The organism is Exiguobacterium sp. s102, assembly GCF_018618635.1.
Classification (GTDB): Bacteria; Bacillota; Bacilli; order Exiguobacteriales; family Exiguobacteriaceae; genus Exiguobacterium_A; species Exiguobacterium_A oxidotolerans.
In genome coordinates this window covers 821,109-842,735 of the sequence record NZ_JACSML010000002.1, presented here as the reverse complement: position 1 = coordinate 842,735, position 21,627 = coordinate 821,109, and the positions used below count along the sequence as shown (strand labels likewise).

Sequence of the window (21,627 nt, the reverse complement as noted above, 5' to 3'; positions counted from 1 at the left end):
TTGTATGTTTAATGTGTAAAGTACTTCGTCAGTATATATCCCGGAAAATCGGCAAACAAGTACTGACATTTTTATCCGTACGGACATTAAAGTACAAAAAACGTGAACCGTTCACCCCTTAGTAAAAGGCGCACAGTTCACGTTTTTATGTTTTTTACTCGTATTCCTCGCTAAAAGAAATTTCACCATACTCATACGTTTCGTGGTAGGTTTTTCCCCAAGTGCCCAACTCTTTCAAAATCGGCAGTAATGCTTGTCCCAAGTCCTCTAACGCATATTCGACTTTCAATGGCAATTCGTCATATACTGTTCTTTTTACAAGCCCCGCATCTACCAGCTCTTTTAGTTGTCTTGAAAGGACACGTTCATTCACATTCGGTATTTTTCGTTTCAATTCGCCGAACCGGAGGATTTTTGCTCCGCCGATATGATAAATAATCAAAGGCTTCCATTTACCGCCCATGACATCTAAAGAAAGTTCAACATTACAATAAAAGTGCTTCTTGTTTTGATTCACCATCTTAATCTCCTTTCTATCATTCCCTTTTTGAGTTTATGCTTTTTGAATGAAAGAAACTAGGAAAATGCTGATTGATGGTAATACCAACTTGATTCGAAAGGATTTTTAAACAACTGTTTACAGCTTGATTGATGTAGCTAGTAATTTCTTGATTGTGATTTTTATAAAATTCCAGCTTCTCGGTTTCTAATGAGGCATCAAGTTGAAAATCCAATGCCAACTCGTCAATTAAAGTAGGCAGATAAGTCTGATCATAGCCTTCGATTTCAAACAAAGGAACCGTTAGCGGAGAGAGTTTGAGTTCATATAATTTAATAATCCGACCATTTAAACGGTTGAAATCCCTGTAAGATTTTTCTAAATCCGCCTGCCATTGCTCGCGTGAGACGTACGCGACCTTCTCGAGGTAAAACGCTAACCATACCTGATCGGATATCAAATGACAGAGGTAACCGAGGTAAAACGGTTCCGCTAACCGTGTTTCATATGTATGCAAAAAGCGGTCCAGGTTAATCCGGTTCTTCCCGTTCTCATCCAGGTCCTTGAAATGGGTTTTCCCTTTCGGCACGCCCATCAGACCGTGGATATCCGGTGCAATCCCGCCTAACAGAAAATCACTCCGGGGCTCCGGTTTCAGCTTGTCCGCGAGCAATGACGCAATACAATAATGCATGATCCGCGATCCCATATGTCTTCGCTCCTTTTAGTTTAATCGTTCGCGCGTTCATCGATTCGGCGGACGGCATCAAGGACGGCGTCCGGTCGGTCCAGATGAATCGCATGACTTGCCTGCTCCACAAAAAGTAGTTCGCTTTGAGTCGACAGGTCGCCCTGTTCGCAAATCAATTGTTCCCATGTGTCCTCAAGTAACCGTAGCTCCGCTTCCGGCAACCCCTCTTCGATTCCGCTGTTCACGGCCAGTTCCTTGTCGCGTCCGAGCACAATAAGTGGAAGATTAGCGAGACGACCGCGTCGTTCCAACGTAACAGCGTCGTTCTGCCACTGTTCGATGGCGGTGGCCATTTCGCCGTACAGCAACGGATCGGTTTGGAAATCGAGCAGCTCTCGTTGGACGCTTACCGGTAACTGCCGTTGCTCGTGTGTCAGTTCTGGTCGAATGGCCTCGCATAAGGCGTGACGTGTCATTTCCGCGTAACTTCGGCACTTGTCAAGCCAGACCTGATCCGTCGACAGTTCATCGAGGACCGGTAACGTCAAGGAATCGAGTTGCCGTAAGCGAACGGATGTCGAGTCGACGAGAACGAGTCCACGGACGGTTTCCGGGTAATCATGCGCCATCTGTTGGGCACACAGCCCACCGTAAGAGTGTCCGACAAGCAGGACCGGCTCCGTGACGTCTAAAGTTTTCAGTAATTCCTGCAATTGCAAAGCGACCGCAACTGTCCCGGTTTGAGTTGTGTTCATCAGTTCATGGCGGTGAAATGAAATCACGCGAAATGTTTGTTTTAATGATTCAATGACTGGATACCATTCATGATAGGTGCAGCCAAGACCGGGCAGAATGACGAGTGGTCGTCCCGGCGTTTTCGTATCGAAATGGGACATGTATATCCTCCGTTTTCTACAGTATAAACATTTTTTCCTATAGTCGTCATTTTTCCATTATAATGAAATTATGTTTTGATTTTATTATAGGAATGGCGGTAATTGAAATTAAAAATATTCAAGCTGTTATCTTTGATTTAGACGGTACCCTTCTGAATCGTCAGTTGTCCTTACAAAGATTCATCACGGGACAATACCAGCGTTTTTTTAACGACTTACAGCCTGTTTCACTGCCGGACTATTCGCGTCGCTTCATCACATTAGACAATGATGGTTACGTTTCAAAAGATGTTGTCTATCAACAATTACTTCAAGAGTTCGAGATCACGACGGTAACGTGGCGTCAATTATTCGACGATTACCTCGTTTTCTTTCCAGACCATTGCATCGCGTATCCTGATACGACGGTCATGTTAAACAACTTAAATAAACAAGGTTATCTGATTGGCCTCATTTCAAACGGCGCATCTGACTTCCAGCGCGCCAATTTAGAAGCTTTAGGGATTGTACATTATTTCAATCACATCCTCATTTCGGAAGACATTGGAATCAAAAAGCCGGACCCGCTTATTTTTAACTACTTTTTAGAAAAGTGTGCCCTTGACGCACATGCGACCGTCTACATCGGCGACCATCCCGTAAACGACGTTTACGGTGCGCAGCAAGTCGGGATGAACGTGATTTGGAAAAGAAACGGATCCACGCGTCGGCCCCCGTGTACGGACTGGATCGACGACTGGTCCGAATTAGGCACATTGCTTCAGAACGACTAACAAAAAGGAGTTTTTACCATGTCAGAACTGCAATACCAAATCCGCCCCTACGCGGACCACGATTTCGAGGCGATTCAACGATTGAATGCGGCTGAAGGCTGGAGTAATCTCGTCGCCCGTGCTGACGAAACAAAACGCGCCTTTGCGGCGTCTAACGTTGCTTACGTCGTCGTCATCGACGGCACCGTTTCCGGCTACATCCGTGGCATGACGGATACGGCGATCACGCTCTACATCTGTGAGCTGTTGATCGCGGACAGTGCCCGCGGGCAGGGACTCGGGCAAGCCTTGCTCGGACACGTCCACGCCCTCTATCCGGCGACACGGCTCGAGATTCTTGCGAGCGCTTCCTCCCACTCGTTTTACGAACAACTCGGCTATCGTCCGTTTTATGGTTTTCGAAAGACGATCGATGCCACCGTCACAACGCCTCCCACATCGCTTTGAAGACGACCGGGTCGACCTTAAAGAAGACACCCAGTTGGTGATAGACGACGTAGCCGCCTGCAATCAGCCGCAGCGACACCGTGATCCCGTCCGCTTGCGTCACGCGTAAAACCTTCATTGTTTTGTAATCCGTGACTTCTGGCGGGACTTCTTCGCGTGTCATCGCACGGGCCTCGTACAAGGCATCAATGAAAGCCCGGTACCGATTGTCCGCTGTCATCGGTTGTGCCGTTTCGTCGTCGTTCCACTGGTCAAATGTTTGATAGGCGAGGCGTCTGACCGGCGCGTCGAGGTTTAAATCCCGGAAAAAATCGTTGCCTGTTTTCAGCACGAAGCCCGTCTGGCGCTCGAGTAGCCAGACTTTTTTTATGCCTTCTTCCTCCCCTACAGCGAACAGGAGCACGGACGGCTTATAGCCGTCGACCCGATACAAAGTGACCGGTCCGAGGTTCGAGCCACTTTCCAGTGTTTCAGGGGTAGTATCACCCGTTTCCTCAAGTGTTGCCGTCACGCGCCCCAGTCTCTTCCCTTGCAGGGCACGGACGTCATCCGTCAGCGGTGTCTCCATCGCAAGATAAAGCTCATTTTGATAGACGAGCCCGGGGAGCATACTGCCTGCGGTCGAACTGCCCTCCACTTGTTCGTCCTGCGCCCAGTTCGGGACGACGACGGCACCGTCTGTCCGAACGATTTCTGCCGCAGGCGGTGTCTCTTCCAGTAGCATGCCGCCACCGACCGCCAACAGGAGTGCTGCTGCAACCAGTCCTGTCGCGGTCTTACGTCCGACGAAGCGCGGACGGCGTGCCTGCTGAACGCCGGCGAGCAAATGACTGCGGACCTGTCCGCGGGGCACATCGATTGAATCCACTGCGCGTTTGACCTGCTCTTTCATTTTGCCCCGCCCCCTTTCACCTGTTTGGCCTGAACCTTTTGAATCGCCCGGTAGAGTGTACTTTTGACCGTGCTGACCGGTATTTGCAGAAGATCGGCGACGTGCTGCAGTGTGTAGTCCTCGTAATACCGTAAGAACAGGATCGTCCGTTCCGCTACCGTGAGCACTTCGAGCAGCTCCTGCAAGTAAAGATCATTGACGAGTCGCTCCTCGAAAATAACTGGTTCGGCGACATCCGTTGCCGCCGTCGCATAATCGACCCGGATTCCTTGGGTTTTCTTTAGCATGTCGAGCGCACAATTGATCGCGATCCGCGTCAACCAGGTTTTGGCGATCGTCGCGTCCAATAACGTATGGCGGTGTTTCCAGGCGCGATAGGCAACTTCCTGCACATTTTCGAGTGCATCCTGGTCATTTTTTAAGTACAGGTAGGACATCTTGTAAAGATAGGTATCATGACGCGTCAAAAACATCAGAAACGTTTCATCGTCAAACGCGGGTTGCCGCTTGTTTCGCCGACCGATCATCGCCCGTTCTCCCCTTTCTGTCTGTCACTACCTGTTAGACTGCGTAACCGACGGATTTCGTTTCAACGATTTAAATTTTTTTCACTCAAGTTGATTCATTCTCCGCTTCATGGACACCCGGCCAGTTCTTTCCCCACTGTTTTTCCGTCAGCCGTTGCCGGTAAATCACTTGCCGTGCCGTCGCCTGGAACAGCGGCGTCGGCCGCAGCCGTTGTTGCAACAAATCACCAACACCGTAGGCCGTGAAAAATTCGAGCTGGTCCGCTTGTAGCGTCAGACCGATCGCCGTCACCGTCTCCGGAAACTGTGCCATTGCGTCGCGGGACGACCGGTATGGCGGTAAGTCATTTTTGGTATGCATCCGTGCCTGATTTTTGACGGACCAGGGGTAGTCCGGCAACTGTTCGTTCAGTCGGGCTTCCAGCATTTGGTCAGTCGCTTCCGTCGTGTCGGATGCGTCAAAATAGATGACGTCGATGTCCGCCACCGCTGTCGCTTCCTTTTGCTCTAAAACATCCCAAACCTTTGCCCGGACATACCCGGCACAAATCCACCAGTCCGGTAAGTCGAGTGTCGCGACCGCCTCAAGAAGTATTCTTGTCTCCCGGTCCCGTTCAAACATCTGGACGATATCTGTTTCCGTCTTCATTTGCACCATCGCTCCTTTTTAATCGAACCACGTCACGCCATGCTGCTTGATGAAGGCAAGTTCTTGCTCATAATGCGTCGCATGCCCCTCCTCAATCATCCGCTGAAACGCCTCCTCCCCGTGGGCTGCTTTACGGTGAATCGTCAACAGGAGGGCTTCAATCCGTAGCAGTAACGTATCAAACAATTGCTCTTTTAATTCCGGCATCCCGTAAGCCGCTAAAAAGATGTCGATGCGGCGTTTGATCCGGTCCGGTCCCGTAACGGGGTCATAATCGACTTGTCGCCCGTGTTCATCGTGATGATGGCGGCTGAGCGGGACGAACGTATACAACGTGTAGGCGATGTCCCAAATCCGTGGTCCGGGTGCCGCTAAATCAAAGTCGATGACGCCGATTGGTTTTTTGTCCTTAAAAATGACATTGTAGACGGCAAAATCATTGTGACAGATGACTGCATACGGCAGCGGCGTATTGTCGAGCGGCTCCCATGACGCGGGTACTTCGAAGTCTGCCGTGGCATCATGAAACTGACGGAGTAACCGGGCCGTCTCTTCTAACACGGCCTCCGACCACATGTAGGCTTTGAGGGGATAGTTTCCCGCCTCCCCGTCAAGATACGACAGGATTTCCCGATTTTGCGGATCGATTCCGAGAAACCGTGGACTTGCCGGATACTCTTTTTTCTCGAGATGCACGAGCAGCCGGTGAATCCGCGGACTGTCCGGCTTTTGTTCCCGCCGGACCGTGTCGCCTGCGCGACTGACGGCAGAAACGTTTCCCCCTGTTAACGGTTGTTCCTGTTCGCTTTTCTTTGACAAGATGTAACCTCCCTATCGTTTCGAATCAAACTTGGGTAAGAAGACGATGATACCTGCACCAATCAAACACATGATGACATCACTGAACGTAACCGCTCCTATCTCAAAATCAAGCATCGTCCTGACAAGCTGCCAGACGAGCACGAGCGTGATTGCTAAAGGAACAGTCCGTTTCATCCAGCGGGGTATGCGAATCCATTCTTGTAATAACCGTGCTCCCCATTTCTTCAACACGTCCCCACCTTTCACGATTGGTTAATCCCATATTTTCCCTATCCAATTTCAGTATAGCATTATCGGAAGGCGTGATAAACTGGTTAAAAAGACTTGTCAGAGAGGGTGGATGTCCGGTGAAAGCAATGACGATTGAAAAATATGGAAACGTGCCACTCGAACTAACGGAACAGCCCCTTCCCGTTGTCTCCGCACATGATGTCTTAGTCGAAATTCATGCCGCGAGCATCAATCCGGTTGACTTTAAGATTCGGGACGGCAAGGTCAAACTGTTGATTCCCTTCCAGTTCCCGTTGATTCTCGGCAACGATTTTGCCGGCATCGTCACGAGGGTCGGTTCCGCGGTAACACAGTTTCAAGTCGGCGACGCCGTCTACGGCCGGGCCGAAAAACAGCGGATCGGGACGTTCGCGGAATTCATCGCCATTCATGAAGACCTCGTCGCACGAAAACCGGATGCGTTATCGTTCGAAGAGGCGGCGTCGATTCCGCTCGTCGGTTTGACGTCCTATCAGGCACTCCACGACGTTCTACAAGCGACACCGGGTCAAAAAATCTTGATCCAGGCCGGTGCCGGGGGTGTCGGGACGTTCGCCATCCAACTGGCGAAGGCGATGGGACTGTATGTCGCGACGACCGCCAGTCCTGCCGGCCATGACCTTGTCAAAGCACTCGGTGCCGACGAAATCATCGATTACCGGACCGTCGCGTTCGACGAGGTCTTACATGACTTCGACGGCGTCTACGATACGATTGGCGACGACACGCTCAGACGGTCCTTTAAAATCGTCCGGCCCGGTGGAAAAATCGTCTCGATTTCCGGATTGCCGAATGGTCGGTTCGGTAAAGCGTACGGTTCCGGATTTTTAAAAACGATGTTATTTCGTCTCTTGACGGTCCGTGAGGCATTTCTCGAGCGAAAATACCGCGTCACATACACGTTTTTGTTCATGAAACCGAGCGGACGACAACTGCAGCACATCACGGAATGGATTGAGACGGGGCAAATCAAACCGGTCATCGATCGCGTCTATCCGTTTGAAGCGGCACAGGAGGCACTCGCCTATTCGGAATCCGGTCATGCGAAAGGGAAAGTCATCTTGAAGGTGAAGTAAGCGAATTAAATGTTTTTGACAACCCATGCTGAAAGGAGCAGACGGATGCAGTTTTATATCGGATCAAGCTTTGCAAATATCACGAACGTCCGGATATTACAACACAAACTGATCGATCGCGGATTTACGCTGACGTATGATTGGACCCAAAATGAACGGGCGACGAGTAAAGCGGCACTGCAAACGATTGGTCATGCTGAAAAACAGGCCATCACGCTCTCGGACTGCGTCATCATTTTACTGCCGGCAGGGAAAGGAAGCCACATCGAGCTCGGAATCGCCTTAGGACAAGACAAGCCGATTTTTCTCCATTGTGTTGATCAGACATACGACCGGTTCGAGACGACGAGTACGTTCTATCATTTGCCGGAAATCATCCCCTGCAGCGGGACGCTTGAAGAATTGACTGAATTGATCGTCCATCATTGCCAGCGGATGTCTGCTCGTGGATTGTAGAGGGTTCTCCTCTGCAATCTTTTTTTTTGTATCGGTAACTACTACATATGGATTTTTTTGTAAGTTTCACTAGCTATTTTTTGCTATTACCGCTATGATTTATTTAACGGTTAACTTTTATTAACCGGTTTACTTTATGAGAAGAGGTGTTGGAAATGATGCAAAAATCGATTTTGATTTTAGAGCACTATGAACAGCTGAAGGTCATCAGTGACCCGATGCGGACAAAGATGTTGATGCACTTGATTGAACAACCGCATACGGGTCACCAGTTAGCTCAAAAACTGGATGTCTCCCGGGCAAAAATCCTGTACCACTTACGTGAACTCGAAAAGTACCAGCTGATTGCATTGGTGAAAGAAGAGATTCAGGGCGGAAACGTCTTGAAATATTATCAATCCGTCGCACGCGGCTTTATCCCGGCGGATCATTTGCTTAATTTAGTCGAGACACAACAAGCGACACGTCAGTCTTATCTTGAAGTCCTCGACCGCGCGAAAACACGTGTCCTCACTGCGCCGGACGACTCCTTTCAACCGCGTTCTTCCGATGTCGAAGCGTGGACCAGTTTGTCCGTCCAAAAAGAAGTCGCGACGACACCACAAAAATTTTTAGAATTCACGAAAAAATACCGTCAGCTCCTGGCTGAGTTAGAAGATCAACTTGAAACGAAAGACAACAACAAACTTTTTTATATCATGGCGACCGGGTTTGAAATCGACGAGGCATTATTCGAGGAAAAATAACAGAAGGAGGAACGCTGATGTATGAACGCACGGTGAAAGAAAATCGCTCCTTTTTTCGAAACCGCTCCTTTATTAGTCTTTGGCTAGCGAGTACATGTTCTTTTCTTGCACTATCGACTTACCTCTTTGCTGAACAATGGTATATCTTACGGGTGCTGCAGCAAGAGGCTTACCTCGGTATCGTCCTGATGTTGACGCTTCTTCCGCGAATTTTTCTCATGTTGATCGGCGGCGTGATCGCGGACCGCTTCAAAAAGGCGATGATCATGCGCTTTTCCAGTCTATTCCGGTTAGGTTTCGTCATCGCCCTTTTGTTTGTCTATCAAAATGACGCCTTAGGAATCGTCCAGTTGTCACTGTTCGCGTTTCTATTCGGTTGCATCGATGCGTTTTTTTCACCCGCCAGCTCAGCACTCCTTCCGTTACTCCTGTCATCCGAAGACTTCACACGGGCAAATGCCGTTGTCCAAACGTCGAACCAACTCGCCTTATTTTCCGGACCGCTTCTCGGCGGGATTCTTTTAACGACCTACTCGTTCACTCTTTTATTTGTTGTCGTCGGCTGTTTTTTGTCCGTGACGTTCCTTTGTTCCTTATTCATTAGCGAACGCCGTGTTGAACACCGACGTTCAACGTCTGCAACGGCTGAACTTGTCGAAGGCGTCCGTTATGTTTTTTCTGAACCTTATTTACGAAAGATCCTGTTCATCTTAATCATCATCAACTTTTTCTTTTTCGGTCCACTCTTAATGGGGATCCCGTTATTAGTCGATGGTGTGCTGCACGGGCAAGCCCTCGATTTAAGTTATCTGCAAGGAGCGTATCAAATCGGCATGTTGCTCGGTGCTGCCTTGATAGGACTGCGCAATATCAAAAGTCAGTCGATCCGCTTACTGCTTCTACTGATTGGCGGATTAGGCAGCGGGTTAGCCGCACTGGGTCAAATCTCAACGGTCTTTCAAGGTGTCGTCCTGTTGCTTACAATGGGGTTACTGTCCGCTGTCATCAACGTCTTACTCTTGACGACCATTCAAGCGACGAGCCAACAGCCGATGATGGGACGTGTCATGAGTTTAGTGAATGCGGCGTCGAACGGCTTAGTCCCGCTGTCGTATGCGTTAATTTCACTTTCGCTCTACTTTCATTTCACCATCACATGGATTCTCTTTTGTTGCGGCATCATGATCGTGACTACTTCCTGTTTTTTCTTCATCCGTTCAATGAAAAAAGATTAGAGATGAAGGTAAATGTTACCTACCTCTACCGTTCTGTCGCGCCGTCCTGTCTCAATCTGACTGTATAACGGCAATCTTCCAAATCGGATCAAACGGAATCCTTGATGATTTTAGTTGGTAATCCTGCTCTAATTGGATAAAATTAGAAATAGCAGTCGTAGTTCAAGAAATAAAAACAATAAAGGAGTCTTGCCATGATCAGTTATAGAAATAGCACGCGGGAAGTGGCCGCCAGTGAAACAACGATTGCGATAATTTCGGTTGGTGCGACGGAACAGTTTGGTCCCTACCTGCCGATGCACCTCGATACGTTGATTGCTGAAAAATACGCCGAGGCGTTCGGTGAAGCGCTACATGCCTATGTGCTTCCAACGCTGCCTTTTAATACGTCGGAAGAACATGCCGACCAAATCGGTACCGTCACCGTCAGCCCGACCGTTCTGATGGCGATGCTCGAAGAAATCATCGTCAACCTGCGGCGGCAAGGTTTTACTCAATTTGTGTTATGCAACGGTCACGGGGGAGCTTACTGGGAAGCAGCCTTCGTCAAACAGATGAATTACAAACATCAGGACATCGTGTTAATTACGGCCGATCGTCACCTCGCCTGGGAAGAGGCTCTTCAGGAAGTCGGTCTAGTGGGGTTAAACGAACGGCATGCCGGGTTGTTATCTGTCTCTGCCGCCATGTGGTTGTGTCCGGAACTCGTTCAATTGAAACCGATGGGAAGTGAGGTGCCGGCGTCGAACATTCCATATTCCGACTCGGTCTTTTGGAGTCAGTTAACCACAGACGGGTGCTGGGGAAAGTTTGATCCGGCCGACTATACACGGGAAGAACTGACAGCGATTGGCGAAACCTTTTGGACAAGCTTCATCTCAAAACGGAGCGAACACTTAAAAGAGACGTTAGCGGCAATATGTAAATTAAAATTAGGAGTTTAAAGGAGAATCATTCATGCAGCGTCTACTGATTTTAACAGTCGGTAAAACCCATACCGGAAAGTCGACATTCGCGCGTATGTTAGCGGAGCAGCTCGCAAACAGCCTCATCATCGATCAAGATCACCATGCTGCTTTCTTGAACACCCATTATCCCGAACTTGTTCCTTTGCGCGGAACGAACGACGTAAAACATGCTTTGACCCAGTTCATCTCTTCGATCGCGACCGAACGAACGGATGCGCATCTCATCGTCTGTAATGCGAACCTATCGCGGGGAAATCGCCTGTGCTTACTTAACGAACAATATCCACCGACTGTGTTTCACCGGATCATTGTTTTTTTTGACGTAAGCGACACCACCGCCTTGAACCGGATAAAACATTCTGACCGGAGTTCCGTCGTGATCCGCGGGGAGATTACATATGAAGTACTTATACAAAAGCAGGCAGTAGAACCTCCCGAAGCGGACGAAGCCGATCAACTCTATGTCATACAGGAAGCGAATGATGTCGAATCTGTCATTCAACAAATTAAACAATGTCAATTTGCTGAATAAATTGAAGAATCGTCATCAGCCCGGCTCGTTCAGCTCGGTATTCAGAACATGAGAGGATACAACAGATGCTAACATTACAAAACATTTCGAAAACGTTTGGTGATCGGCTTGTCTTATCAGACATGTCGCTTACGATTCCGCGTGGAAAAGTAGTCGGCTTGATCGGTCCGAACGGTGCCGGGAAAACAACACTGATTCGAATCATGAACGGTGTGATCTCCCCGACGCATGGCACGGTCCATTATGATGATCAGCCGATTGAAGCCCTTCGTACGAAAGCTGGCATCGTCACCGAAAGTGCGGGATTGTACCCTGATATGACGGCGCTTGAAAATTTAACTTTTTATGCATCTTTATATGGTGTCAGAAATAAAAATCATCTGCTTGAACTGTTGAACCAGTTTGATTTGACCCATGTCCGCGATGTCTATGTCCATACGTTTAGTACCGGTATGAAAAAAAGACTCGCGCTCGCTAAAGCAATGCTGCATGACCCGGAAATTTTATTTTTGGATGAACCGACGAATGGACTGGACCCCGACGGCATTCGCCAGGTCCTGGATATGATTCGGTCCGTGAATCAAACGAAGGGAACGACCATCATCATCACGTCGCACCTCCTCTACCAATTGGAAAGTGTCTGTGACGCCTACATCTTCATCGAACAAGGCCGCCTCATCGATCAAGGGACACTCACGGACTTACTGAAGCGTCACCAAACTGCGATTCGCGTCAGAATCCGGACAAACCTTCCACCAGATTCCGTCCACACGATGTTCGAAACAGCTGTTGCACCTGTTGCTTCTGACGTGATTGAAGTATCGTTTAAAGACGAAACGTGCATCAGTCCTTTTTTGAAACAAATCATTGATCAGGGCTACGCGGTGTATGAGTGTCAAGTAATCGACCGTGATTTAGAAGGTGTCTATTTTAAGTTAAGGGGTGAAACGAAATGAATTTACCACTCGTGCTTGCCGTGATTAAAAAAGACAGCATCCAACTCTTTCGAAAAAAGATCTTGCTGTTTACGTTGATTATCATCCCGGTCTTGATGGGGCTCGTTCTTCCGATCGGATTCTCCTGGTTCATCATCGAGCTTGATCCGTCCACGTTAACCGACCCGGAAGTGCTCGATTTACTGAATCGTTTTTTGGCGACTACGGCCAGTCCGGATGTTCTGACACTGACGTTTAATGAACAATTGCTTTATTTGTTCCTAAACTATCCGCTCGTGACGTTATTTTTGTTAGTTCCGGTCATTACATGTTCCGTCATCGCTGCCAATAGTTTCGTCAGTGAAAAGGAACAGCACACATTAGAAAGCCTATTGTTTTCGCCAATCACCATCCGTGATTTGTTTTACGGCAAGCTGCTGATCTCGATTGCCTCATCCTACCTGATTTCCGCCGTCTGCTTTTTGATAAATCTGCTCGTCATCAACACTTTGATTTCCGTCAACGGCTTTTCAGTCAGCTTTCCCTCGACCCAGTGGTGGGTGTTACTCTTTCTGCTGTTACCGATTCTTTTATTGACGACGGCGTTAATTAATTTATTGATCTCGACACGGGTCAGTACGTACCAGGAAGCACAAAACTTGAGCGGTATCATCATCTTACCGTTCATCGGATTAATCATCGGTCAAATCAGCGGATTATTCTTTATCGATACGCTGTTCCTGATTCTGTTATCGATCGGTTTACTGATTCTAAACATTTTCCTGTTAAAACTCGCGTTGCGCTTCGGGACACGCGACCAGCTGTTTAATTCCCAAATGTCATGAATCGGGTAACTTATGAAAAAATCGGTCTTGTTGAAGTTTTGCGTCACGGTTTTAATACAGCTGTCTGTGTAAGAATGTAACAAAAAACGCCTTTTGGGATTCAAAAGAATCTCGAAAGGCGTTTACTTTATAGTCGGATCAGAACAATTCCGCCGATCATCACGAGCAAGCTGAGAATTTGAACGCCGGTAACCGGCGTCCGGGCTGCCCCGAACCAACCGAACCGGTCAATCAAGAGACTCCCCGTCAACAGACCGATCGTCACGATGATGATGGCGACGCCGGTGCCGACGAGCGGGACGATGAACGCATTCCCGGCAATGAACGTCGCACCAATCAGACCGCCGATGAACATCCACCACGGTTTTGGCGCCGTCCGGTCCACTTGGAGCTTCGGTCGCACGAGCAACAACACGAACAGTAACGTCAGCGTCCCGATGACGAAGGAAATCAATGCCCCTTTAATCGCCGAATCGAGGACACTTCCGAGATGCCCGTTAATCGCTGCTTGCATCGCACTCATCATCCCGGTCGCGATGCCGAGTAAACGCCAACCGGTCAGGTTGACTTCCACAAGGTTCTTCGTTTCCTGTTGTCCGCGTTGCCGGCGTTTCGCTAACCAATCCCCTAAGGCGACCGTACCGACGACACCAAGCAGGACGAGCACGGCCCCGATTAACCGGGTCGGCGACAACCGGTTGACCGCTGAATCAAACCATCCGAAATGGTCAATCAACAGCCCCATGATGACTTGTCCGAAGATGGGCATGATGACCGTCTGGACCCCGCCCAGTTTTGGAAAGAGTAAAATGTTTCCCGTCAAGAAGATGACCCCGAGAACACCACCGAACCAAATCCAGCGGGGTTCCATCGTCCAGAGGGCTTCGTTCAATGTGAAGTCCCCTTCGACGATCACGGTCAAGAGGACTAAAAAGACCGTCCCGATACTAAACGAGATGAAGGATGCCGTAAACGGTGATCCGACAACTCCACGCAGCCGCGTGTTGACGCTCGTCTGCACCGGAACGATGATGCCGATCGCTAAACCAATGATAATTGCTAACATGACGCGCCTCCTCTAACTACAAACAGATTCCGTCTCATCATACGGCAACTGTTTGCGAAAAGGCGATTCCTCTGCCTATATGTTCAAACGAACTCATGATGAGGTAGCACGACATGTCCCGTTAAACGATTTTCGTAATCGCCAGCAGATCATCGACGATATACTCGGCCGTCGCGAGCTCCGCTTCCTGTGCAAAATCGAACCGGCAGCCAATCGCCGGCCAGCCGTTTTCTTTCGCTGCCGTAAAGTCCGATTGCCGGTCGCCAACGACGAAGCCCGCCCGTAATCCGTGTTTCGTCCGAATCATCCGGACGAGTTCGGATTTGTCGAGCGAATCAACGTCTTCGATGCTGTAGATGCCGGTCAGGTAACGGTCTAACGCAAACTGCTCGACGATCGCCGCTAAATATGCCGGCAATCCGTTACTCGCGACATACAGGTCGTGTCCGGCAGCGCGGAGTGTTTGCAATACCGTCACCGCTTCCGGATACAAGGCGCCTTGCCCTGCTTGAATCCGCTCGATCAAGGCCTGTTGAAACCAGTCGTCCATCAGCTTTCGGTCCGCCTCCGGATGGTTCGGCAAGAGCGTCGCCCAGACTTGCGGTAACGGGACACCCATGATCGCTTCGTATGTATCAAGCGGTGTTGCGTCATGCCATTTCCCTGCTTGCCGTAACCGGGTGAACGCCACGTCTAAAGCCGGTCCTAAAATCCGGTGCGTCTGAAATAACGTTCCGTCCATATCAAAGATGATTGCTTGTTTCATCGGTCTCCTCCTCTGCTTGAGCGTTCATATATAACCAGTCGCTCCAGTACATCGTACCCGTGATCCGGTGCGGATTGTCGACCGGGCAGATGAACTCGAGGCTGTTCCCGTCCGGATCATTGAAATGAATCTTCGCGTGCGCGTGGTGCGCCAGTGCCATGACGAACGGTTCCGTCGGTTCGAACCCGAACGCTTTTCGTGGCGTGTAACCGCGCGCCGTCAGCCAATCGACGGCATCCGTCAATGCCTCCAGTTCGACATGAAAGGCGATATGCCGGATGGACGGGTGGTAGTCGAGTTCGACTTGATCCGCGACCCAGAGGCCAAGCCAACTTTCTTCTTTGACAATCCAGAGGAACGCCAACCGGTCGTCGACGATATGATCGAGCGTCAGCCCGAACCCTTCGTAAAAGGCAATCGATTGTTTTAAATTCCGGACCGGGAGATGGGCTTCGTACAGGCCGTTAATCATCCGTGCCGCCTAACGCGTCGATGTAGCGCGCGGCCGACCGCGCGACCGCACCTGCCGCGTCGGTCTCGACGATGCGGTGAAAGGCATCATACAACTGGTTGAACGAAAGCGGGCTAAGTTGTCTTGCCATCTGCGCTACCGTCGTTGCCGGCAGCGGAATCAGGTTCGGGTAACTGTACATGAAGCTGACCCATGCCCGGTCAGCGACGACACGGACGATATCGCCCGTCAACAGGACACCCCGTCCCGCGTCTCCCTGCGTCCACTCAAGGACCGTCGCTCCGTCAAAATGTCCACCGATCCGGTGCAGGACGAGGTCTTCTGCCAGTTCCAGCCGGTCGCCGGACCAGAAAATAATCCGGTCGCTCGGTCGCGTCACCCACTGTTCGTCCGCCTGGTGGATATAAATCGGAACGTCAAACGCTTCTGCCCAGTCGACTTGTGTCGCATAGTAGTGCGGATGCGATAAGGCGATCGCGTCGAGTCCCCCCTGTTGGCTGATTTCATCAATCACGGTCTGATCGAGATAAGTAATGCAGTCCCACAACAGCCGTTTTGCCCCGGCGACCAGATACGCCGTTTGTCCGATTCCGAATTGTGGTGATGTCACGAGGCTCATCAGACCCGGCTGCTCCGGTGTCACCGTCGTCCGGTAGTTCTTGGACGCGACCATCGCCTCACGCGTCGTCCACGATTGTCCGTCCGGATTGACGTATTGCCGTTCATCACTGCAAATCCGGCAGGTCGTTGGTTGAACCGCCTCCTCATCCGTCTGCACCCCGCAGGTCGTACAAATCCAATAACTCATTTCTTTTCCCCCTTATTTTAACCAGTTACGCGTGCCGCTTCTTACGGGCCACTACGGCACTGATGCCCCCTAACAGGAGTGCTCCGCCGACGAATCCGAGAAAAACACTCCAGTTGAACTCTCCTTGTACGCTGTACATGATTGTTACTCCAATCAAGGCGCCGATTGTGATCGCGATCAGTCGCGCTGCTAAGGATGACGCGCGGTTCTGTTTGTTCATCTTGGTTGCCTCCCTTTTAGTTAAAACTCGTGTCATAACGTCCGTGGTGGACTCGCCATCGCATTCGCAAGAATCATGTAGATGATGACGTTGACGGGCAGTGGAATAAAGATAAAAATCAAGCGGACGGCGAATGACGACAACCCAAGCTGTTCCGCAAGTCCGCCGCAGACACCCTGGATTGATTTGTCCGTCGCTGATTTCCGTAATGTTCTTGCCATTTCGATACACCCCTTGCTGAATGTAAATATTCGATTTACCTGAACCTCCAGAAAAAATGGAGAATCCGTCCATCTGTTACAATAATTAGGTACTTCACCAGTCTACACGTTTTGGTATCGTTTTTCATCTGATTGACAATTTTCACTCTACTAAAAAAAGGAGACACTGGTCTCGGTCGGTACGAAGCATTCATACAACCTGTCGCCTTTTCTTGTCGGGCAGACGGTCCAGGTTGCCCCGGAGTATCTGTATGAACACGATATTTACTACACGCACTTCATCCAGACGAACGAAAACAAGGTCAGCAGTACGATCTACCGCTATACCCCGGGGTCGAACACGAACGAAGTCATCCAGACGGTCGATCAGACGATTGGCTCATTGACCGGTGTGTCCCATTACCTGTTCTGGGTCGCGTCAGCGCCGGCAGAAGACGGGATTGCCTGAACGATTCATAGCTTCAATCTTAAAAACGGAAAACAGGATCTGCTTGACCGAGGGATCAGCCGCTTCGACGCCTCCATCCCGGTGCTTGACGCTTCATCAACTCGCCTCTCCTGGCTGATCCATGACGCGACCGCGAAGAAGACGACAACGCTGATGAAGTCCTTTGATGTAGCCGCCGATACAATCATCGTCCACGAACAGTACGACCTAAACAAAAGAAAACAGGACGGCATCTTACCGTTTGATTCAAAACAATCCGACTTCACTTATGAATTATCCGATCGGCATTCGACCGTCGCTTCGTTTCGTTTCTTGTCCCGCGACCGGGTAATCTTCCGTGAAAACACGTCGCAGCTCCTCTATGCCGACTTAACGCGCGGAACCGTCGCCCCGTTGACCGAAATGGAAGACACGATGTCTAAACCGATTTACGTCAATAGGACGATTGCCTATGCCGTTTCGGACGGTCAGGATGTTACGTTTCATGTCATCGACGTCACGCCGTAACCGCTACTCCACCTTGATCTTTTCTTGAACAGGTGGAGCTTTCCGTCTGCATTGAAACGGTTTAAACTATGCTAAACTGACATATAGACTAAACAACGGAGCACCGGTTGCGGTCCGTTTTCGAAAGGACGTCCTGACGTTGAAACAAATCCATCACCTCTGTATCCAAACGGCTGATTACGCGGCCTCTAAATCCTTTTATGAAGCACTCGGGTTCGAACTCGTCCAGGAATCCCCGGACTTTCATACCCGTGCGTTCAACAGTTGGCTCAAGCTCGGCGACTTTTATATCGAACTCCAGACGAACAAAGTTGACGAGACCTTGATGCCTTATACGAAACATACGTCCGGTCCCGTTCATTTTGCTTTATACGTCGACGATTTAGCGGCGGAAGTCGCACGGCTCGAACAACGCGGTGTCACCTTCCTGCCGAAAAACGGCGGAAACATCTACTTCGTCGTCGACGGGCATCTCAGTAAATTAAAAGCACCGGAAGGGACGATTGTCGAGCTGCGGGATACCTTCGTGATTGCCTGACTATTTAATAGCGAGACTAGATTTTTAGGAGGAGTTCAATCATGCGCATTCAAATCATCGGCGGGTCCGGCACCGGCAAAAGCACGCTCGGCGAGTGGATCGGGCAGCAAGAAGGCATACCATGGATCGATAGCGATCACTACTTGTGGACGGATCAAACATTCACTGAAAAACGGTCGGTCGACGACCGGTATGCCTTATATAGACAGGACATCGAACGCCATCAACAGTACATTGTTTCCGGTTCCGTCTTTTCATGGAATCCATACGGCTTCCCGGACCGCGAGCTGCTCGTATTTTTAACGTTGGACGAAGAAACACGGATGAACCGGTTAATCAAACGGGAACAGGCACGCTATCCCGATTTTTCAGGGTCAAACGATTTCCTCGATTGGTGCAGGACGTATTTGACGGAGACGGATCCTGCCAAGATCGGGACATTGGCAGAACATCAGCTCCAGATGATCCTTTCAAGGTCACCTGTCATCCGGATCGATGCCGCACAATCGACGGACCAGATGTATCAACAAATCAAACAGCTGTATCACGAGCTGTGTCCGACAACGTAGTGCCCGCTTTTTTTTTGATATAAAATATACGAATCATAAGGAGTGAGAAAAATGGGGCAACACCGGCTGTACACGACAGCGTTCTCAAGCGTCTATCCGCTTTACGTCAAAAAAGTGGAACGGAAAGGTCGGACGAAACAGGAAGTCGATACAATCATCCGTTGGTTGACCGGGTACTCGGAACAACAGCTCTCGACGTTATCGCAAGATGCGACGACCTTCGAAACCTTTTTTGCGGAAGCACCAGACATGCAGGAACGGCGATCACTCATCAAAGGTGTCGTCTGCGGCGTCCGGGTCGAGGACGTCGAGGACGACTTAATGCGCGAAATCCGCTATCTCGACAAACTGATTGACGAACTGGCAAAAGGAAAAGCGCTCGAAAAGATTTTACGGTGACCGTGGCGAATGCCTCATGTTGGCGACTCTCGCTTCCATCTTCGGTGCAACAGCCCTTATAACCAACCACTTCTAAAGAAAAACCGGGCCCCTGAAGAGGAGTCCGGTTTTTCTGAACTGTTAAAAACGCTCATCCAACCAGTTCAAGATGTCGGCAATCATGTCATCTGAGACAGTATGGTTGATCAATGGATATTTGAGGAACGTGACATCACTGTTAGTTGAAGCAGATTGTTCTACATAATGCTGTTTTGTCGCAATCGGAATGACCTCATCGTCCTCTCCATGTAACAATAATGTCGGCGTCACCTGCTCTTGCGACAAGGGATCATACTTTCTCAGGCGTTGTTCTTCTGAAGTCGACAACGTCGTTCTTTTATCGCGGCTTCGTAAAAGCTGTTCCGCAAAGAGGAAGGAGCCTGAGCCGTTGATGTTAATCAATCCCGCGCTTCCCTGTTGTTTAGCCGCTGCACCGCTCGCGATGAATCCTCCCATCGAGACGCCGAGCCAGATGATGTCCCCTCTTGGAACGTTCAGCTGTTTTGCGAGCGTGCCCGATTCTTCAATGCTTTGAAACACCACTTCCCAAAAGTGCTGTTCGACGATGCCCCGGTCAAAATACGCACCTAGCGCATTGCGGCTGTCATGCAAAATCAGCTCCGGCACAATGACCGTAAACCCTTGCTTTGAAAGCATCTCGGCGAAATCCTCGTATCTGCTAACACTGGATCCCCCACCCGTGGTACAGACAGATGATTTTGCGGGAAATTGGACATTGCGCTGGAAAGGTCCGGATTGGCAAATTGGAATCAGTTAACAGGTTCATAAAACAAATCTCCTTTATTAATGTCTAAATGAATCGATGACAATTATGTAAGTTGCTTGTAACATCCATTTTTTGCTATGTTTATGGACGAGAGGAGGAAGAACATGGGTTTACTTTGGTTTAATCTAATCATGCTTGTCTTTTACTTTCCGAGTCTGATTCTGCACGAATACGGGCATGCGCTCGTCGGCCGCCTAATTGGTCTGAATCTAAAATCAGTTTCGATCGGGAAAGGAGAACCTTTCTTACGCATCGGTCATTTTTCCGTCGCTCGAAAGCAGATATGGGAAGGCCTATATCAACCACATCCTCCAACGGTTCCGCTTCACCGTGGACAAAAAGCTGCCTTGTTACTTGGCGGGATTTGCGCCAATTTTATAGCTGGAACATTCGTTGCCGGATTAAGTCAGCTCTTTCCAAGTCCGGTCATGCATCTGTTGGCTCCACCGTTTATTCAGTTGTCCACCATTTTCATTTTATTTAATCTGATTCCAATCCGGTTGACCAGTGGCTTTCCAAGCGACGGACTGCAATTAAAACGGTTGTTCTTTAACAAGAACTCACGAACCGACTGACAGGAGATGATTTCATGATGAGAACCATATTGCTCGCCAGATGTGTTGCTGAGCAACCGAAAACTGTTCCATGGGGTGAACCAAACGGAAACGGCTTAAAGCCAATAACATTGAGTTTATAGTCAAGGGCGACCAATTACTGATTTCGCAAGATCAGGTCGATCAAGCGACAAGGTGTTGTACTTAATAGAAAAAATAATCAATACGGCTATCTCCTCTTAATTTTCAAGAGATAGCCGTTTTTGCTTTTCAAACGGTTCAATAAAATTCATACAATCCGTCATCGAAATAGCGGAATGTTTCTTCTGAGATTGGTGAAAATCCATACCCGGAATAGAAAGCATCGAGAATCTTGATATCTTCCCGAAAAGATCGAGTCGCCAAGGCTTCATCGTAGCGAGGATCGCCGACCGTCATTCCAGCTAGGTCAATGAAAGCAACGATTTCGTTGTCTCGGACCAATAGATTGTCTGTCGTACAATCCCCGTGTATCCACGTCGCTGGAACAGGTTCCGGCTGCTTGGTGGATAATGCGTTGAGCAACTCGCGTGAACCATTTGTCCGGCCCTGTTCAATGTAGCGATTGGCTTGAAGCAGCTGTTTGCCCAGCCAGTCTTTTGAAGAATGGGTAGGGCTAGTCCCGCTCGTATGAAGCTGTCTGAGGAACCGTCCGAATGCACGAATCAGCTCAAGACGTTGCAGTTCGGAAGCACCCGCTAGTGCCGCTGTCAACGTCTCACCGGCTATGTAGGACATCAGTAAATAATCCTGTTGCGCGTCTTCGATATAATCAATATAAGTCGGGATAATGATGTGTTTTGACTTGAACGTCTGCATCACTGTCGCTTCCTGCGCCAACCACTCGCGGTATCGGGGTAAGCTTGCCTGCTTGAGGATATAGGTACCGCCTAACGTTTTCACTTAGTAGACGATGGCTGTTCCCCCCTGCTCGG

Annotated in this window: 31 protein-coding genes; 15 read left to right on the top strand and 16 right to left on the bottom strand. The window is 49.5% G+C overall.

Annotated features, from left to right (window positions below; translation table 11 throughout):
* Positions 1-154: 154 nt before the first annotated feature.
* Genes KNQ02_RS09525 through KNQ02_RS09515 form a run of 3 tightly spaced genes read right to left on the bottom strand, consistent with a single transcriptional unit; the run spans position 155 to position 2,086 of the window.
* Complete coding sequence (locus KNQ02_RS09525; RefSeq protein ID WP_239456891.1) at positions 155-517, bottom strand: winged helix-turn-helix transcriptional regulator; 363 nt, start codon at positions 515-517, stop codon at positions 155-157.
* 19 nt (positions 518-536) lie between these two features.
* Positions 537-1,208 carry a zinc dependent phospholipase C family protein gene (locus KNQ02_RS09520; protein WP_214766083.1) on the bottom strand — a complete coding sequence of 224 codons (672 nt, stop codon included), beginning with the start codon at positions 1,206-1,208 and terminating at the stop codon, positions 537-539.
* Positions 1,209-1,228: 20 nt separating this feature from the next.
* A complete protein-coding gene (locus tag KNQ02_RS09515; protein WP_214808258.1) occupies positions 1,229-2,086 on the bottom strand; it encodes an alpha/beta fold hydrolase in 858 nt (285 codons plus the stop codon).
* Between the two features lie 92 nt (positions 2,087-2,178).
* Between KNQ02_RS09515 and KNQ02_RS09510 the strand changes: the two genes are divergently transcribed.
* Both KNQ02_RS09510 and KNQ02_RS09505 read left to right on the top strand, forming a co-directional pair.
* The gene (locus tag KNQ02_RS09510; RefSeq protein WP_214808256.1) at positions 2,179-2,859 is read left to right on the top strand and encodes an HAD family hydrolase; all 681 of its coding nucleotides are present in this window, start codon (positions 2,179-2,181) and stop codon (positions 2,857-2,859) included.
* Positions 2,860-2,877: 18 nt separating this feature from the next.
* A complete protein-coding gene (locus KNQ02_RS09505) occupies positions 2,878-3,306 on the top strand; it encodes a GNAT family N-acetyltransferase (protein WP_214801665.1) in 429 nt (142 codons plus the stop codon).
* Here KNQ02_RS09505 and KNQ02_RS09500 read toward each other — a convergent pair.
* The 5 genes from KNQ02_RS09500 to KNQ02_RS09480 all read right to left on the bottom strand — a co-directional run bounded on the left by KNQ02_RS09500 (position 3,281) and on the right by KNQ02_RS09480 (position 6,424).
* The gene (locus KNQ02_RS09500; RefSeq protein WP_214766075.1) at positions 3,281-4,198 is read right to left on the bottom strand and encodes a hypothetical protein; all 918 of its coding nucleotides are present in this window, start codon (positions 4,196-4,198) and stop codon (positions 3,281-3,283) included. The genes KNQ02_RS09505 and KNQ02_RS09500 overlap by 26 nt on opposite strands.
* Positions 4,195-4,725, bottom strand: a complete 531-nt coding sequence (locus KNQ02_RS09495) for an RNA polymerase sigma factor (RefSeq protein ID WP_214808254.1) — start codon at positions 4,723-4,725, stop codon at positions 4,195-4,197. The genes KNQ02_RS09500 and KNQ02_RS09495 overlap by 4 nt, the downstream gene beginning before the upstream one ends.
* An 85-nt stretch (positions 4,726-4,810) precedes the next feature.
* The gene (locus KNQ02_RS09490; RefSeq protein WP_214769141.1) at positions 4,811-5,374 is read right to left on the bottom strand and encodes a nucleotidyltransferase family protein; all 564 of its coding nucleotides are present in this window, start codon (positions 5,372-5,374) and stop codon (positions 4,811-4,813) included.
* 18 nt (positions 5,375-5,392) lie between these two features.
* On the bottom strand, positions 5,393-6,193 hold the full coding sequence (locus KNQ02_RS09485; protein WP_214808252.1) for a phosphotransferase enzyme family protein: 801 nt from the start codon (positions 6,191-6,193) through the stop codon (positions 5,393-5,395).
* 12 nt (positions 6,194-6,205) lie between these two features.
* Positions 6,206-6,424: a hypothetical protein gene (locus tag KNQ02_RS09480; protein ID WP_251135052.1), complete on the bottom strand. Its 219-nt coding sequence runs from the start codon at positions 6,422-6,424 to the stop codon at positions 6,206-6,208.
* 119 nt (positions 6,425-6,543) lie between these two features.
* Here KNQ02_RS09480 and KNQ02_RS09475 point away from each other — a divergent pair, with 119 nt between their 5' ends.
* The 8 genes from KNQ02_RS09475 to KNQ02_RS09440 all read left to right on the top strand — a co-directional run bounded on the left by KNQ02_RS09475 (position 6,544) and on the right by KNQ02_RS09440 (position 13,259).
* Entirely contained in the window at positions 6,544-7,542 is a 999-nt protein-coding gene (locus tag KNQ02_RS09475) for an NADP-dependent oxidoreductase (protein WP_214808245.1), read from the top strand.
* Positions 7,543-7,587: 45 nt separating this feature from the next.
* Positions 7,588-7,998: a TIR domain-containing protein gene (locus tag KNQ02_RS09470; protein ID WP_214769153.1), complete on the top strand. Its 411-nt coding sequence runs from the start codon at positions 7,588-7,590 to the stop codon at positions 7,996-7,998.
* A gap of 155 nt (positions 7,999-8,153) precedes the next feature.
* Positions 8,154-8,744: an ArsR/SmtB family transcription factor gene (locus KNQ02_RS09465; RefSeq protein ID WP_214769156.1), complete on the top strand. Its 591-nt coding sequence runs from the start codon at positions 8,154-8,156 to the stop codon at positions 8,742-8,744.
* A 17-nt stretch (positions 8,745-8,761) separates the two neighbouring features.
* A complete protein-coding gene (locus tag KNQ02_RS09460) occupies positions 8,762-9,979 on the top strand; it encodes an MFS transporter (protein WP_214808242.1) in 1,218 nt (405 codons plus the stop codon).
* A gap of 194 nt (positions 9,980-10,173) precedes the next feature.
* Positions 10,174-10,923: a creatininase family protein gene (locus KNQ02_RS09455; RefSeq protein WP_214808239.1), complete on the top strand. Its 750-nt coding sequence runs from the start codon at positions 10,174-10,176 to the stop codon at positions 10,921-10,923.
* 13 nt (positions 10,924-10,936) lie between these two features.
* Positions 10,937-11,479, top strand: a complete 543-nt coding sequence (locus tag KNQ02_RS09450; RefSeq protein WP_214808236.1) for an AAA family ATPase — start codon at positions 10,937-10,939, stop codon at positions 11,477-11,479.
* Positions 11,480-11,544: 65 nt separating this feature from the next.
* Positions 11,545-12,435 (top strand): ABC transporter ATP-binding protein, encoded by an 891-nt coding sequence (locus KNQ02_RS09445; protein WP_214808233.1) that lies wholly within the window; start codon positions 11,545-11,547, stop codon positions 12,433-12,435.
* Positions 12,432-13,259, top strand: a complete 828-nt coding sequence (locus tag KNQ02_RS09440) for an ABC transporter permease subunit (protein WP_088837110.1) — start codon at positions 12,432-12,434, stop codon at positions 13,257-13,259. The genes KNQ02_RS09445 and KNQ02_RS09440 overlap by 4 nt, the downstream gene beginning before the upstream one ends.
* A 127-nt stretch (positions 13,260-13,386) precedes the next feature.
* Here KNQ02_RS09440 and KNQ02_RS09435 read toward each other — a convergent pair whose 3' ends face one another.
* The 6 genes from KNQ02_RS09435 to KNQ02_RS09410 form a co-directional block, all read right to left on the bottom strand.
* Positions 13,387-14,325: a DMT family transporter gene (locus KNQ02_RS09435; protein ID WP_214808230.1), complete on the bottom strand. Its 939-nt coding sequence runs from the start codon at positions 14,323-14,325 to the stop codon at positions 13,387-13,389.
* Between the two features lie 121 nt (positions 14,326-14,446).
* Positions 14,447-15,091 (bottom strand): HAD family hydrolase, encoded by a 645-nt coding sequence (locus tag KNQ02_RS09430; protein WP_214808227.1) that lies wholly within the window; start codon positions 15,089-15,091, stop codon positions 14,447-14,449.
* On the bottom strand, positions 15,069-15,563 hold the full coding sequence (locus KNQ02_RS09425; RefSeq protein WP_214808224.1) for a VOC family protein: 495 nt from the start codon (positions 15,561-15,563) through the stop codon (positions 15,069-15,071). The genes KNQ02_RS09430 and KNQ02_RS09425 overlap by 23 nt, the downstream gene beginning before the upstream one ends.
* Positions 15,556-16,371 (bottom strand): MBL fold metallo-hydrolase, encoded by an 816-nt coding sequence (locus tag KNQ02_RS09420; RefSeq protein WP_214808221.1) that lies wholly within the window; start codon positions 16,369-16,371, stop codon positions 15,556-15,558. The genes KNQ02_RS09425 and KNQ02_RS09420 overlap by 8 nt, the downstream gene beginning before the upstream one ends.
* A gap of 25 nt (positions 16,372-16,396) precedes the next feature.
* Complete coding sequence (locus tag KNQ02_RS09415) at positions 16,397-16,591, bottom strand: LPXTG cell wall anchor domain-containing protein (protein ID WP_088837105.1); 195 nt, start codon at positions 16,589-16,591, stop codon at positions 16,397-16,399.
* Positions 16,592-16,623: 32 nt separating this feature from the next.
* A complete protein-coding gene (locus KNQ02_RS09410) occupies positions 16,624-16,812 on the bottom strand; it encodes a PspC domain-containing protein (protein WP_088837104.1) in 189 nt (62 codons plus the stop codon).
* A 601-nt stretch (positions 16,813-17,413) separates the two neighbouring features.
* Between KNQ02_RS09410 and KNQ02_RS09405 the strand changes: the two genes are divergently transcribed.
* The 4 genes from KNQ02_RS09405 to KNQ02_RS09390 all read left to right on the top strand — a co-directional run bounded on the left by KNQ02_RS09405 (position 17,414) and on the right by KNQ02_RS09390 (position 19,273).
* Positions 17,414-17,767 (top strand): hypothetical protein, encoded by a 354-nt coding sequence (locus tag KNQ02_RS09405; protein ID WP_214808218.1) that lies wholly within the window; start codon positions 17,414-17,416, stop codon positions 17,765-17,767.
* A 139-nt stretch (positions 17,768-17,906) separates the two neighbouring features.
* Entirely contained in the window at positions 17,907-18,305 is a 399-nt protein-coding gene (locus KNQ02_RS09400; RefSeq protein WP_214804611.1) for a VOC family protein, read from the top strand.
* 41 nt (positions 18,306-18,346) lie between these two features.
* Positions 18,347-18,874 carry a shikimate kinase gene (locus tag KNQ02_RS09395; RefSeq protein ID WP_088837101.1) on the top strand — a complete coding sequence of 176 codons (528 nt, stop codon included), beginning with the start codon at positions 18,347-18,349 and terminating at the stop codon, positions 18,872-18,874.
* A gap of 51 nt (positions 18,875-18,925) precedes the next feature.
* The gene (locus KNQ02_RS09390; RefSeq protein ID WP_214808215.1) at positions 18,926-19,273 is read left to right on the top strand and encodes a DUF2200 domain-containing protein; all 348 of its coding nucleotides are present in this window, start codon (positions 18,926-18,928) and stop codon (positions 19,271-19,273) included.
* Between the two features lie 120 nt (positions 19,274-19,393).
* On the opposite strand, the gene KNQ02_RS09385 is transcribed toward KNQ02_RS09390, so the two are convergent.
* On the bottom strand, positions 19,394-20,077 hold the full coding sequence (locus tag KNQ02_RS09385; RefSeq protein ID WP_371816418.1) for an alpha/beta hydrolase: 684 nt from the start codon (positions 20,075-20,077) through the stop codon (positions 19,394-19,396).
* 126 nt (positions 20,078-20,203) lie between these two features.
* On the opposite strand from KNQ02_RS09385, the gene KNQ02_RS09380 reads away from it, so the two are divergent.
* Entirely contained in the window at positions 20,204-20,674 is a 471-nt protein-coding gene (locus tag KNQ02_RS09380) for a M50 family metallopeptidase (protein WP_214808209.1), read from the top strand.
* 258 nt (positions 20,675-20,932) lie between these two features.
* On the opposite strand, the gene KNQ02_RS09375 is transcribed toward KNQ02_RS09380, so the two are convergent.
* On the bottom strand, positions 20,933-21,595 hold the full coding sequence (locus KNQ02_RS09375; protein ID WP_214808206.1) for a phosphotransferase: 663 nt from the start codon (positions 21,593-21,595) through the stop codon (positions 20,933-20,935).
* Positions 21,596-21,627: the final 32 nt, after the last annotated feature.

What these genes read in the sequence shown, in the direction of transcription:
- KNQ02_RS09505 (WP_214801665.1), top strand. Translation starts at nt 2,878, where the DNA reads ATGTCAGAACTGCAATACCAAATCCGCCCCTACGCGGACCACGATTTC.
- KNQ02_RS09430 (WP_214808227.1), bottom strand. Translation starts at nt 15,091, where the DNA reads ATGAAACAAGCAATCATCTTTGATATGGACGGAACGTTATTTCAGACG.
- KNQ02_RS09440 (WP_088837110.1), top strand. Translation starts at nt 12,432, where the DNA reads ATGAATTTACCACTCGTGCTTGCCGTGATTAAAAAAGACAGCATCCAA.
- KNQ02_RS09510 (WP_214808256.1), top strand. Translation starts at nt 2,179, where the DNA reads ATGGCGGTAATTGAAATTAAAAATATTCAAGCTGTTATCTTTGATTTA.
- KNQ02_RS09380 (WP_214808209.1), top strand. Translation starts at nt 20,204, where the DNA reads ATGGGTTTACTTTGGTTTAATCTAATCATGCTTGTCTTTTACTTTCCG.
- KNQ02_RS09435 (WP_214808230.1), bottom strand. Translation starts at nt 14,325, where the DNA reads ATGTTAGCAATTATCATTGGTTTAGCGATCGGCATCATCGTTCCGGTG.
- KNQ02_RS09460 (WP_214808242.1), top strand. Translation starts at nt 8,762, where the DNA reads ATGTATGAACGCACGGTGAAAGAAAATCGCTCCTTTTTTCGAAACCGC.
- KNQ02_RS09395 (WP_088837101.1), top strand. Translation starts at nt 18,347, where the DNA reads ATGCGCATTCAAATCATCGGCGGGTCCGGCACCGGCAAAAGCACGCTC.
- KNQ02_RS09425 (WP_214808224.1), bottom strand. Translation starts at nt 15,563, where the DNA reads ATGATTAACGGCCTGTACGAAGCCCATCTCCCGGTCCGGAATTTAAAA.
- KNQ02_RS09465 (WP_214769156.1), top strand. Translation starts at nt 8,154, where the DNA reads ATGATGCAAAAATCGATTTTGATTTTAGAGCACTATGAACAGCTGAAG.
- KNQ02_RS09390 (WP_214808215.1), top strand. Translation starts at nt 18,926, where the DNA reads ATGGGGCAACACCGGCTGTACACGACAGCGTTCTCAAGCGTCTATCCG.
- KNQ02_RS09500 (WP_214766075.1), bottom strand. Translation starts at nt 4,198, where the DNA reads ATGAAAGAGCAGGTCAAACGCGCAGTGGATTCAATCGATGTGCCCCGC.
- KNQ02_RS09490 (WP_214769141.1), bottom strand. Translation starts at nt 5,374, where the DNA reads ATGAAGACGGAAACAGATATCGTCCAGATGTTTGAACGGGACCGGGAG.
- KNQ02_RS09495 (WP_214808254.1), bottom strand. Translation starts at nt 4,725, where the DNA reads ATGATCGGTCGGCGAAACAAGCGGCAACCCGCGTTTGACGATGAAACG.
- KNQ02_RS09515 (WP_214808258.1), bottom strand. Translation starts at nt 2,086, where the DNA reads ATGTCCCATTTCGATACGAAAACGCCGGGACGACCACTCGTCATTCTG.
- KNQ02_RS09445 (WP_214808233.1), top strand. Translation starts at nt 11,545, where the DNA reads ATGCTAACATTACAAAACATTTCGAAAACGTTTGGTGATCGGCTTGTC.
- KNQ02_RS09520 (WP_214766083.1), bottom strand. Translation starts at nt 1,208, where the DNA reads ATGGGATCGCGGATCATGCATTATTGTATTGCGTCATTGCTCGCGGAC.
- KNQ02_RS09450 (WP_214808236.1), top strand. Translation starts at nt 10,937, where the DNA reads ATGCAGCGTCTACTGATTTTAACAGTCGGTAAAACCCATACCGGAAAG.
- KNQ02_RS09410 (WP_088837104.1), bottom strand. Translation starts at nt 16,812, where the DNA reads ATGGCAAGAACATTACGGAAATCAGCGACGGACAAATCAATCCAGGGT.
- KNQ02_RS09420 (WP_214808221.1), bottom strand. Translation starts at nt 16,371, where the DNA reads ATGAGTTATTGGATTTGTACGACCTGCGGGGTGCAGACGGATGAGGAG.
- KNQ02_RS09470 (WP_214769153.1), top strand. Translation starts at nt 7,588, where the DNA reads ATGCAGTTTTATATCGGATCAAGCTTTGCAAATATCACGAACGTCCGG.
- KNQ02_RS09455 (WP_214808239.1), top strand. Translation starts at nt 10,174, where the DNA reads ATGATCAGTTATAGAAATAGCACGCGGGAAGTGGCCGCCAGTGAAACA.
- KNQ02_RS09405 (WP_214808218.1), top strand. Translation starts at nt 17,414, where the DNA reads ATGAAGTCCTTTGATGTAGCCGCCGATACAATCATCGTCCACGAACAG.
- KNQ02_RS09415 (WP_088837105.1), bottom strand. Translation starts at nt 16,591, where the DNA reads ATGAACAAACAGAACCGCGCGTCATCCTTAGCAGCGCGACTGATCGCG.